Origin of the sequence: Novosphingobium sp. (assembly GCF_019748365.1) — a bacterium.
Taxonomy (GTDB): Bacteria; Pseudomonadota; Alphaproteobacteria; order Sphingomonadales; family Sphingomonadaceae; genus Novosphingobium.
On record NZ_JAIEPN010000205.1, the window covers coordinates 1 to 12,524 of the forward strand.

The following is a 12,524-nucleotide window of genomic DNA, read 5'->3' on the forward strand; positions in this document are numbered from 1 at the left end:
TGCGACGACATGTCAGGCCAGACCGTCATGCTGAAGCGCTGCAGCAGGCCATCGTCCATCGACGTGCCATCAATCACGCCGCGAACGTAGTTCTGCAGGAGCGACGGCTGGGTCGAGCCAAGCAGGCTGAGCGTGACTGATGGTACGAACAGGTTGGTCCCGCGACCGATCCGGTCGAAAACATAGGATTCGGACCCGTTCCAGCCGGTGAGGTAGAAGCCCCTTGATTCGGAGTTGTCATCCCGATCCAGTGCCCGCAGCAGCGACATCAGCTCGTCGCGATGGACCAGGAGGCCATTGGTGTTCTGGCGCAGCAGTTCGCCCAGCGCCTGATACGACGTGTCATTGGCCTTGTACCGCCGGACGACCGGTTCATCGTCTTCGTCCGCCGCCAGGTCCGAGACGTCCGCATCAAGGTCGGCATCGAGTCGCTTCTTGAGCGCACGCTTCCGTGCCTCTTTTCGGACCGTGCGCTCGTCGGCTTCGTTGTTCCAGGTCTCGATCGCGAGCTGGTACTCCTCGTTGGCCCTGGCTTCCAACTGTGCCAGCGGTTTCAGGGCAGCCTTGATGGCGGGCGATTTCATCACCCCCGGCCGGCCGACGATGCAGCCCCAGAGGTTCGGCACCTCCTGCCAGTCATCGCTCTGCAGCGGCCTGATGCCGACCTTGCGGCCGATGACAGCACCGGCGGCGATCATGGCGGGCACGGCAACGAACTCGGGCGGCGTCTGCATGCGTTCGCTGATGTCTTCGATCCATGGCCGGAACGGTTCGGGGAGCAGCCTGCAATCAAACAGTTGCACGGGCGCCAGCGCACTCGGCAGCGGGCGCGGATCGGGCCAAGAAGCGTGATCTGCGATAGGCCCGCTCACAGCCCGCGCCCTTCCATCAGCTCGGCATTGAAGTCCTTTGCCCCGACCGGGAAGATCGCGCGCGAGCGGATGCCGCGGGCGCGGTAAGTTGCCACCGCCCGGAGCGCCGCCTCGCGGCCGGCAGCGTCGTTGTCTCCGCCGACAATCACTTCCTCAACGCCTGCCGGGAAGATCATCCTAGGAAGCATGCTGGCGCCGCAGGCGACCCACACGGCGCAGCCATGGTCCTGCATCAACGTCAGCCCGTCCTCCAGCCCTTCGGTAACGAACAGCCGCCGCGCTGGCGGCGCCAACCGGATTGCACCGCACGCCACCCGGCCCAGCGAGAGCTTGGGCTTAGGCACCGGGGCCTTCGCCGTGCCGCAGCTGCTGAGATAGGTGCGCTGGATGCCGGCAAGGTGATGATCGGCCGAGGCGACCGCAGCGATCAGCGCGGGGTACTCACGCCCATGCTTGCCATAGCGCAGGCGAGCGTAGCGGATCGAGGCCGGGATCGGCAGGTGCAGCCCGCGCGCGCGGAGGTAGGTTTCGGCCGGCGTGCCCTGAACCGGCATGGCGACCCGCCAGATGGCCCGGGCCTCGGCAATGCGATCGCTGCGCTCGTCAAGCGGCGCCGGTGCGAGTTGCACGGCGGGCAGGTTGCGGCTGGCCAGGATGGCGGCGGCTTCGCGCAGGCCGATCCCGTGCAGCCGCTGCAGAAAGTCGAGCACGTCACCGCCAGCGCCGCAGCCGAAGCAGTGGAAGCGCTGCCCTTCGGCGAACACGGTGAAGCTGGGCGAGCGGTCGGGGTGGAAGGGGCAGCAGCCCTTCCACTCGTTGCCTTGACGGGTCAGGGCAACGATGCCTGCGGCAATCTCAGGCAGCAGGTTGGCTTGGCGCAGGGCCGCGATGTCGATGTGGGTCTCAGCCTTCATGGGCGTTCTCCCGGAAATGCTCAGCCCCGATCACGCGGGCAAGCAGGAGGGAAACATGGTGACGGCGCGCGATCAGTTGCGCGCGCCAGTCGGGTTCGGTAAGAATTGTGCACGAAGGGCCGCCAAGCATTTCGCGCGAAGCCCCGCCGGGTGCGGCGGGGCTTTGTTGTTCCGCAGGCATCGGTTCAGACCTGCTCCGAGGTGGAGCGGACGAGCCTGCTCTCCAGCCAGGCGTCGAGGTCAGCCTTGCGGTAGCGGACCGAACTGTTGAGCTTTGCGAACTTGGGGCCATTCCCCTTGAGCCGCATGCGCTCCAGCGTGGGCTTGCTGAGGCCGAGGTAACTCGCAGCCTCGACGGTGTTGAGGATTTCGGGTGTCATCTGAAGCCGCCTCCTGTGATTGGACGGCCTCACTCATATGCAGGCGGCATCTCCCTTTGCTGCCGGCAACTGCCACTAACTGCCACTAACTCCGCATCACCGTTTGCCGGACCTGACCAAGCGTTCAATTTCAGCAACGATACGGCGACCAAGCTCGCGTAGAAGGGAATCGGCCGGATGCTCACCGTCCGGGCTATTCTCCGAGAACCAGTTGCCCATTAGTCTGGCGAGATGACTTGCCGTCACCTTGTCCTGCGGGTGTAGCCCGTCGCGGCTGTTGGCAACTGCTATCAGATGAACCAGCGCCCCTTCCCAGTCGTACTTTGTTGGCGCGCCACCCGACTTTTTACTCTTGTTTCGGTCTATCGCGGTAGGTGTCGTTCCAAATAGGCGAACCATGTCCGTGCGCGAGAACTTAAGGCCGCTAACGTAAAAGCTCCAAAGCAGGGGCGTGTCACCAATCCTGTCGTCACCGAATTCGAAGGTCCCTGTGAGGAAGCACGCGAAGCCTTTCAGACCGGGAGCATCGTTGCCGTACCGATGGAGGAGATGCTGAAGGAAGAAGTTGGTTTCCGGATGATCGACAGGGTCGTCAAATTCCAGGTCGATTGTATCCGCAAGTTCATCGGCCGAATCCCATCTGCAGGCTACGGCCCTATCCGCCGATACTCGGACGTGGCCAAGCAGACCCATTCGCAGAACGGACCGGAACGGCTCGCAATCTGACGACGCCGATTTGCAGATCTCGCAGACCAGCCGCTGCGCCTCGCCGCAAGTGATCCAGTCTGGCGATGAGTTTGTCATGTTGGCCTACTCATCCTCGCTGCCATCCCCACCACCATCCTCGCGTTGACCCGAGGACCTTCCGTCGGCCTGCAAAACTAATCTTATTCGGCGATACGGGACGTGCCCATCAGACCTGCGTCTCAAACCAGCCAACTTCAATGCTCAATCTTCGAAGCCCGTTGATTCCGCTTTGAACTTTAGCTGCTTGGCATTGTCTCGAATGACGCTGACGTCGGCATCCGAAAATCCATCTGTTGAGATCGCCTCAATGTCCAAAGTGACACTGACCCGAGTGCCAGGCGCATTCTGCAGTTGCATGACCACAGCCTCTAGGATCGTCTCAATTGCCTTGATCGGGCGAACCATATCGATATCGACCGAGCCATAGAAACGTTTTGGCCCAGTGGGTTTTGCTGTTTCACCTGTCGGTCTTTGTGGTGCCGGAGTAGAGCCTTCGCCGCTGGGACGCGGCCCTGAAGAATCTGGAGACGGCGCTCGAAGCGCGTCGAGTACAGCACGCGCAACTTCTTTGCGGACGATGACTGCAGTTGACGGCAGAAACTCCGGCGGCGCTTTGGCCAGCAGAAGGTTATCGTATCGGTTGGTTGCCTGATCGAAGCCGTCCGCATATCCAAACTCTGCGTCAAACTTGGCTGCGCCTTCGCGTACCGCTTGATCAATGACCACCCGGTCCCGAATTTTTGGCAGGTACGCGTAGGATGCGAACCAATCGACCAGTTCACTGACGGCGAGGTGCGGCTGACCATCAGGCCAATATGGCGATACCTTGCTCCAGAATGTTTCTGGCCCCAGCCGCTCGGAGACTAGGCTGTCAGACTTGATCTTGTCGTACACAGCCGCCGGAATCGACAACCTGTCTCGCGAGCTAAGCTGAACATGATCGAGGTCAAATGGCCTTCCCGGCTCGCTTGCCTGGACTGGGTAAATCACATGGCTCCAAGCCGTGCGGACCGCCTTGGCTGCGGCTTCCTTTTGCGATTTTGCTTTGTCCTTCGCGTCATCGGATTGCGCCTCGGTCATCTCGCGCCGGAGCCGCTTGTCGTCGACAATTTGCGCCCAGGCCTTGGCCCGCCGCACGACCTCGCGCGCCGTGGCAAGCTGAGCTTCGTCAGGAGCGACGTAGAACAGCGTATTCCGGTAACGTCGCTGTGCTGACCGACACCGGGTAAGGCCTTCGCTCACAGCTTCGGTCGCCGCACTTTGGACTGCACCTCTGCCAGAGTGGACAGCCTTCGGATCAAGGATGACAAGCGACAGCGCGTTGGCCTCGTCGATCGAGGAAGCCTCGTCCGGGGCGGCAAAAACCTTTGCAAACCTGTCGCGGCTCCGCGCGTCTTCTTGCAACATCCGCACGATTTCGTCGTCCACATCGTGCGGCGGGAATGCCTTGGCAATCTCGTCGGCCAGCCGGTTCAGAGTTGGCTGCGTGGAAAACCAATACCTTCCAGCTTCCTCGTAAAGGTAGGCCGACTGCTCCAGAAGTTCGCGGAGCGCTTCGCCGAAAATCGCAATCTGATCGCCGGGTTCGACACACGCCAACCGGATGGTCGGATGGACGACACCGGCGTTCGCCTGTCCAGCCAGCGGGGCTGAGCACAAGAAGACTGCACGCGCTGCGCGGGTCGCTGCCCTCGCTTGCGATATGCGCCGGGTCGGGTTGGCCTCCTTCTGCGCTGGCAGCGAACTCGGCCCATCGACCTCGCGATCTACCACCGCTCCGAAGGCCGGGTTCAGCGGATAGAGTATGCTGGCCCGCACCCGCTCATGGGCGACCGGCACCCGGCCCGGAGTGATAAGTGGGTCACTGGTCCGTTCGTGCCACAGCACGCCGATAACGTTCGCCATGAATTGGAGAACACCGCGCGTCCGCTGGAAGTTCGGCAGGCTGGCCCAGTCTTTGGATAGCCGCTCGAACAGCTCGGGATGGATAGGATACGCAAGCCGCAGCAGTTCGAGATAGCGCGGCTCGCTGGCTGGCGCGGGAAACTCCGCCTTGTTGTTCCGATAGAGCGCGTGGAACGCTTTGACCGTCTCTTCGCGCGCTTTCTCACCTTCTGTGTCGAGGGGCTGAAATAGCCGACGCCGAATGATCTCGAAAGTTTCATCGCCAGATGCAGGCAGCCAAGGCGATTGCACGCGGCCGAAGATCTTCTCAAGCCGGAGCAGCGCCGCCTTGCCCTTCTCGCCGCCGGCCTCGGCCTCGCTTTCCGGTAGCGAGCCGATGATCAGCGCATCGGGGACCATCTTTGCCGCTTCGGTTAGCGACTGGATAAAGGACAGGAATGCCTCGAACCGATCTTCCGGCAACTGCCGCGCGTAGGCCACCAGTTCGTCGAGCAGGATGAGCGAAGGACCTGCCAGCCGCAGCACCTCGACCATCAACTCTGAGCCTGGATTGGTCCGCGCGGCTTCTGCTTCAGCGACCAGTGCCAGTCCTTCGCGCCCAGCCAGCCGATACGCGATATAGCCCCACAGCGTTTCGATCCGCTGCCCGTCCTTGTGGATCAGCGGAACGTCCGGCCCGGTCGACGTGCCGACAAACACGGCAACCTTGGGCCGCCGCCAGCGCGTCAGACCAATGGCCTCGGCAATTTCGCCAGCGCCGTCGAGGAGCGAGAGCTCGTCAACGCCGCACAGATGGTAGGCCGCGAGCATGGTGTGGGTCTTGCCGCCGCCGAACGCAGTCTGAAGCCCAATCACTGGATCACCACCCGCGCCGGAGAGCCGTTCCATTGCAGTGGTGACGACCCGCTTCAGGCCTTCGGTCAGGAAGGTGATTCGATAAAAGTCGCGCGGGTTCGTATAGTCGCCGCTGGCATTCCCGGAATCGACGGCGAACAGGTCTGCCGCGAACTCCGATTGCTTGAAGCGGTTCTGCAGCACGTCCGGGTGCGGCAAGGCCACTTCGATCCACGGGCGCAGGTTCGATCCGCTTGCGACCGGGGCCTGCGGCTCACCCAGCGGCAGAGAGAGCGTTTCGCGCTTTTCCTTGGGCGCTGCCGCCGGTGCAGCCACGCCTGTGGCGCGTTGGGCCTCATAGAGCGCCTTGACCGTCGCGACTGATGCATCATCGGCTTTCACCGACCTCAGCAATTCGTGGATTGCGTCGATGTAGCGCAGCGCATCGTTGTCCTGCAGCGGCAGCGTGAGGTGCGCGGTGGCGTTGCGGGCATCGAGCGCGGTCGAGACGAAGTTCCTGATCCGGAACCGATCCCGCTGCTGGAATGCATCCTCGAACGTGTAGCGCCAGTTGTCGATGACCGTTTTGAGCAGACCGTAGGTGTCAAGCGGGCTGTCGGTATCTCCGCCGCCCGCCCGGCTGGCAAGCTTGCGCCAGTCCTTGCCATGCTGCTTCGCCATGCGCGCCTCAACGAACGGCGCAAGGCCGCGCTGCAGCTGGTCAAGGGCATCGCGCACGCGCTGGGTCGGGAGCATCTCGGTCATGGCAGCTTACAAATCCAGATTGGCTTGAACTGGCTTGACCGGGGCCGAGGCAGCGAGATCACCGGCCAGAGCTTCCAGTCGCGGCCACTCAGCAGCCAGCTCGTTATAGACCAGCGCTTCCTGCGACCAACCCTTGTCGGTCGCAATCTGGAACAAGCGCCCTGCCAGCAGTAGCGCCTCCTGAGAGCGATTCCCCATCTCGCCGATTAGTCGTGCTGTCGCCACCTCGCCTCCGTCTTCGGCGCGGAACACTCGCGCAGCGTGCTGAACGCATTCCCAAATGGTGAGAGTTTTGTCCGTAGAAGGTGACCAATCTTTCGGCAAATCGGTACGCGGGGTCAGCTGCGCCTTTCCTCGCAGGTCTTGAAACACACCTGACTTATACAGCGCATCGCTTGCCACATTCTTGGCATTTGCAAGCATGATAAGCTCGCCCGAGGTGCGCGCGTCGAAGCCGTAGGTTGCAAACCACGCCAGAGCGACCTGTGTTTCTGGGTCAAGACTGGCATCGGCCTCATTCTCAATTTCACCCCAGATGCGATTGATATCCGCAAGTGCAGTTCTGACCGTCATACTAGAGTCGTCATCCATTAAGACTTTCATGTGGCGAGAAAAAATACCCATCCCGGGGCCTATGACTGATTGCTGCATGTCAACTGGGCCTACGCCTGCAGTCCGAATATCTTCGATCGCTTGCGGGAGCTCTCGCTTGAGAAGGCGAATGTATTCACCTCGTGTTACAACTGCCGCTTGATCTGATCGTTTACGGCAGACTAGCACAATCGAGGATGCGAGAGCATTGGCTTGATTCCCAATAAGGCGACCAGCACTCTCCGTCCGAACGGGCCAAGTCCCATCAACAACTAAGCCCGAATCGACCACAGCCTGTAAAAACGAAGCCCATCCAGCAGAAGTTATACCATCTTCCGCGACTTCAGCCTGCTTAAACGCATAATATATGGCGACTGGAAATTCATCCGAAGCTGATTTTCGAATGGCAGTTATTGCCGATGACATGCCCTTCATAAAAAAATCTTCTGCCTGCTGCTTACCGCCATGGCGCATCGGTGTAGCAACAAGTTCATCATCTTTTGGAGTTGATAAGCGTCGAAACAAGTTGGGCCAAACGCCGTTCAACGATTTTCGGAGCCATATATAGAAAAAATCCGACAAGTCAGCATAGCCAATATTATCATAATACGGCGGATCTGTCGAAAATACAGGTTCACTGACTCCGTAATTATTTTTTGATGCATCAAGTAATTTTACCGAGGAAAACCCCTTGGAAATTCCTATCTCCGAAATTGATTTCACCAAGTATCCGAGGTTTACATCAAAACTTCCGGAGTTTCCCGAAAAGGGGTTAATCTCAACGAAATCCCATGTCATTGGGAGCGCTTGACGAGAGAACGTATTCCGAACTTTGGTGTTCCAGCCAGCACCACCAGGATCCCACGTGCAAATCTGTGACGAGCTATTCGCAACGCTGGAGATATTAAACGCAAGATAAGTTGCAATAGCATCGGCATATGCAATTGAGCCGTCGCCGCCATCTGCTAAATTTTCTCCTAGCGCAAGGCCAGCTTCTATTGCTTCTTCGGCAACCTTTGTTTTTACTGAATCAATTAATTCGGAAAATGTCGCGAGGGCAAGTGCTTGACGATCAGTAAATATATCTCCAAAATTATTGAATCCATACAAGGAAAGGTTCACTCGACTTTTTCCGCTGAGAGTTACATCCGGCTTATCGGCATTCAAATATGCCTTACCAACTTCCTCGTGATCTTTGGATGGGGTCAGATATTCTCTACCTTTTGGTCCGTCTACAACCACAGTCATTAAACGGCGACCAAGGCGCTTCGCTGTGCCTTCGGATCGAATATAGGTGAATGGAATTGAGGCACCAGTTAGTGTGCAGATGGCACCGCCACTACGCTGAACGTTACCCTTTCTGAGGCGCTCTTCGTCAGCCCGTTCGATTTTCCCTGTGTGTGTTGTAAAGCGCCAGCCATCCTCCGCTAATGAGTCCAAGACTACCTCTCCCCAAGCTTTATTTCGAACCATACGCGAAAAAACTAGGGACGAGTAAAGCGGGACCATTGCACCTTGGGCCGCAGGGTCGGGTGAGCGAATGGTTCTGGACCATATCCAGCCGATGACTGAACCTTGGGATCCATCCGATAACGTAGCTGTCGGGTATAGATGGCCGATGCGTTTTTTCGCCTCGTCGCGCATCCACTCTCCGTAGTAGCGCACGTCCTCAGCCAATCCCTGTGCGCGCTTGCCGGTCCAAGTGCCGCCACTGCGCTTCAATTCCAATCGGGCCTCGGGATTGATTGGGGCCAATCCCGCAAACTTCGACGGAATTTCGACTAACGCCTTGCCAATCAGCACAGCGACCGGATTGATGTCCGAGCCATAGGCGCGCAGGCCCAATCGCTGCGCTTCCAGCGGAATCGAACCGCCTCCCGAGAACGGATCATAAACCGGCGGAGCTTTGGTTTGGAGGTAGTCGAGGATCGCCTTGGTATCCTGCTGCGGTGGCGGTTCCTCGCCGAGTCCCCAAGCCACCGTACGGGCAATTTCCCATCGCGCCTCGTTCAAGATCGTCTCGTTGTTCGAGGCTTCCCACGGCACCAACCGCTCGATCACCCGGTGCAGGCGCGCACGCTCCTTGTCCTGCGCTTCCTCGGTCGGAAACCGGTCGGGCCAAGCGGACGGATCATCGACTAGCTGCGCAAACAGCACGGCCCGACAAGCCGCCAACGGCCGCCGCGCCCACCACAGGTGCAAGGTGGAAGGGTGCCCATGCCGGATCGATTTCTCCCGCGCCGACGCCTTGTTGATCGCCTCCAGCGGGATCGAGACCTCAATGAGCTTCTTGCGGATCGGCCGCGACGAGGTGGCTTCCATTGGTACTCCGGCAACTAGGTTTGCGGCTGAGCGATCAGCATTTCGACACCCAGTCCTATACGAGCCATCTCCTGAGAGACGAGGAGCTCGTCCACAATCTTTTGCCTCTCGGGATCAAGCGCGGCGCCATCGCGTAGGCGCCGCCTGGCGCTGACCCGATTGCGGACAGCCCTCTCGTCTACGCGAACAGAATCACCGCGAAGCTCCCGGAGTGATGTCTGTACCCTGTGCATCAGCTCACCCAGTTCCAATTGTGGGCGATCCTTTTGAGGTGACTCAATATCGGATAGCAAGGCGTCCCAAGTTATGATCTCCAAAGGCCGAGGTTCGCTGCAGAACCAGCCGCTAGACGTGGTCTTGTAGGAGACGTGGTGGGAGAGGTCGTCCGGCAGAGGCCCGATCGCCTGCGGGGAAATGAATGCTGTATGTTGGTGGATACGGCCCGCATTGTATTCCGCGTTGAACCGTCCGAGCGTTGGAAGCACAGGCGTGGCGTAGAACACGCGCCCAGGAAACTGGGTTTCGAGTTGAATGAGCAGCCGATGCTGATCAGACTTATCCCTCCGCATCAGCGGCATTCGAAAAAAGTCGCAACTTAGACCTGACAGCTTGTGGACTTTAATCTCCTTCGCGCGCCGCGTGGTCATCAGTTCCGGAAGCTTGAATTGAAAAAACAATGGAGCCGCTGGTAGGTCTATCCGCACATCATAACCCAAGCTGGCTTCCTGAATAAGGTTGGGGAACACCGGACAGCCTGCGGGTTTCTTTGCCGACCAGCGGAGCAGGTTTTCCGTGAACCCATATCCGAAGGAAAACTCGGTGTAGCCCAGTTTCATGTCGGTGAAGCCCCAAGGCTGATGAGATCGTTCACGCTAAAGACCACGGCGGTTTCGCCAAAGCCTAGTTCTCGATCAAAGAAGTTCCTGACGTAAACCGGCTCGCGGGCGAACCCATTTTCGATCTGCACTATGGCCAGAATAAACTGCTCGGATGCGTTGAGCGAGGCAAGTATTTCGTTCTTGGTCAGGATCAGGTCACGCCCATCGGCATGGCGGCCCTTGACCTCGATGAAGCGCAGGTGGCCGGTCTCACCATGCCGGCTCTCGATGTCCCAGCCCTTCTTTTCCAGCGCGACATCACGCGGGAAGTGGCCCAAGGCGCGCTCGGCGGCCATGACGGCCTCCATCGAAATCCGTTCACTCTCGGCGCGGGCTAGTGGATCCTCGTTGACGAAATCCATGCGGCGATGTTCTTGCGCGCCCTTGGCCTTGAGCAGACCGCCCGGAATGATCAGCGCAGCACCCTTCAGCACAGGCGGCAGCGCTGCGATCTGGCGCTCCTTGTCGAGTTCGCTCTGACGCTTGTGCAGGCGCTCGACGAGGCGTGACGCATTGGCTTCTGCGTTCTGCGCGTTGATGCGCTGCTCTTTGCCTGCGCGTTCCTCTTCGCGGAGCCGCGCTGCGCGGCCATCCCAGTAGTTGATCTCGCGGTTGAGGCGCGCGCGCACTTCCCGCTCGACCTTGTCGATCTCGGCAAGCCGCCGCCGTCGGACCTCGTTGAGGTGCTGGGGAACCAGCTCGCGGATCGCGTAGCTCAGTGCCTGCTCCTCGACATTGCCCGCCAGCCAGGGCGCCGTCAGCGCATCGCGGATCAGATCGCGCTCTTCCGCAGTGATCGGGCGGCAATCAAGATAAGGTGCGGGGCCGCCGTCCTCGGCCTGGCCGTCCTGACCAAGCAGAATGAACTGAAGCCGCTGCGACACCGTGCGAGGCTCGCCAGACCGGACAACCCGGCCATCCTTTACTGCATGTTCGAGGTAGACCAGCAGGCGCGGGGCTTCGCGTTCGTCCGCTTCATCAACAAGCACTGCGCCTTGCTGAAGCAGGGGCTGGAAGCGTTCCAGAACAACATCGACGAGTGCTTCTAGCAGAGGATGGCCGGGTGCCATCAACTCCGCTTGAGGCTGGCCGGGAATGAACGCCTTGTCGAAGGTGATGCGGGCATAGCGATCCAGAACCGGGTCTGCCCTGCCGATCAGCCGGTCGCGTTCCTTGAGGATCGATGGCACACGGAGGATCTCGAAGCGTCCTGCCTCGCGGGCGGAAATGCGTCCGCCAAGCATCGAGAATGCCTCACGGAAGAACGCGCCAATGAAATGCGGCTGGAGGCGGCGGGCCTGTGCCCGTTCCATCTGCTCGCGAATCTCGGCGACAGAGGCCGAGGTCATACCTTCGGTGGTGAGCTTCCGTTCAGCAACGAGGCGCTCGATCGCCTCGACATCAACGACGCCTTCGACCTTCTCGAACAGTTCGGCCTTCTTTTCGGGTCGGTCACCATAGCGGATGGCGTCGACAAGCAGATCGCGAAGGGCATGGCCCTCAAACAGTTCGCCGAGGACATCATAGACCTTGCCACCAAGCGCAGCGCGAGCTTCCTCCAGCTTTTCAAGCAGACGGCGATAAACCTCGCCCTCCCGCGTGTTGGCTGCGCAGAGGTTCCACAGGTGACAGACCTCGGTCTGCCCGATGCGGTGAATGCGGCCAAACCGCTGTTCCAGCCGGTTAGGATTCCACGGCAGGTCGTAGTTGACCATCAAATGCGCACCGCGCTGAAGGTTGACGCCTTCGCCCGCCGCATCGTTGGCGATCATCACGCGAACAGTTGGATCGGAGTTGAATGCTGCGATAGCTGCGCGCCTAGCCTCGCGGGCAACGCCGCCATGGATCACTACTACGGCGCTAGGGTCACCAACGTGGGCGGCAATCTTGGCCTGCAAGAATTCGAGCGTGTCCTTGGGCTCGGTGAAGATCAGGACCTTGCGGCGCATACCCGTGGCTTGGTCAAGCATCATTGGCTCGTCCAAGATCGATTCGAGTTCGCGCCACTTGGTATCCTGGCCCGACAGCTTCAGGCGAAGGGCTTGGCCTTCCAAGGCACGGAGGGTGATCAGCTCGGCCTCCAGCTCGGCAATCGTTGCGGCAGCGGTGGCCCGATCTACGATGTCCTCTTCGACCGCCTCGGCCTCTTCAGCAGTGACATCCTCGTAGTCATCGGGGTCGTAGTTAGGGAGCGCCTGTGCACGGGTCAGGTTAGGATTGGGGCCACTGCCACCTTGGATGTCAATCGGCGTCCAATCGGGCCCCCCTATCGGCGCGCAAAAGGGACCCCCTTGCGGTCATGTGGATCGGTTGATG

Annotated in this window: 9 protein-coding genes; all 9 read right to left on the reverse strand. The window is 59.9% G+C overall.

Annotated elements, in window-relative coordinates; all coding sequences use genetic code 11:
- Window positions 1-734: DUF3987 domain-containing protein (locus K5Q19_RS21685; RefSeq protein WP_292949572.1), on the reverse strand; the 734-nt coding region annotated here is incomplete at its 3' end.
- Window positions 735-868: 134 nt separating this feature from the next.
- A complete protein-coding gene (locus K5Q19_RS21690; protein WP_292949575.1) occupies window positions 869-1,786 on the reverse strand; it encodes a CHC2 zinc finger domain-containing protein in 918 nt (305 codons plus the stop codon).
- Entirely contained in the window at window positions 1,776-1,967 is a 192-nt protein-coding gene (locus tag K5Q19_RS21695; RefSeq protein WP_292949578.1) for a hypothetical protein, read from the reverse strand. The genes K5Q19_RS21690 and K5Q19_RS21695 overlap by 11 nt, the downstream gene beginning before the upstream one ends.
- Window positions 1,968-1,971: 4 nt before the next feature.
- Window positions 1,972-2,166, reverse strand: a complete 195-nt coding sequence (locus K5Q19_RS21700; protein WP_292949580.1) for a helix-turn-helix domain-containing protein — start codon at window positions 2,164-2,166, stop codon at window positions 1,972-1,974.
- Window positions 2,167-2,262: 96 nt separating this feature from the next.
- The gene (locus K5Q19_RS21705) at window positions 2,263-2,970 is read right to left on the reverse strand and encodes a hypothetical protein (protein ID WP_292949582.1); all 708 of its coding nucleotides are present in this window, start codon (window positions 2,968-2,970) and stop codon (window positions 2,263-2,265) included.
- A 144-nt stretch (window positions 2,971-3,114) separates the two neighbouring features.
- Complete coding sequence (locus K5Q19_RS21710) at window positions 3,115-6,417, reverse strand: DUF499 domain-containing protein (protein WP_292949584.1); 3,303 nt, start codon at window positions 6,415-6,417, stop codon at window positions 3,115-3,117.
- A gap of 6 nt (window positions 6,418-6,423) precedes the next feature.
- Window positions 6,424-9,330, reverse strand: coding sequence for a DUF1156 domain-containing protein (locus tag K5Q19_RS21715; protein WP_292949586.1), 2,907 nt, complete (start codon window positions 9,328-9,330; stop codon window positions 6,424-6,426).
- Between the two features lie 14 nt (window positions 9,331-9,344).
- Complete coding sequence (locus K5Q19_RS21720; RefSeq protein WP_292949589.1) at window positions 9,345-10,166, reverse strand: hypothetical protein; 822 nt, start codon at window positions 10,164-10,166, stop codon at window positions 9,345-9,347.
- Entirely contained in the window at window positions 10,163-12,157 is a 1,995-nt protein-coding gene (locus K5Q19_RS21725) for a helicase-related protein (protein WP_292949592.1), read from the reverse strand. Before K5Q19_RS21725 ends, K5Q19_RS21720 begins: the two co-directional genes overlap by 4 nt.
- Window positions 12,158-12,524: the final 367 nt, after the last annotated feature.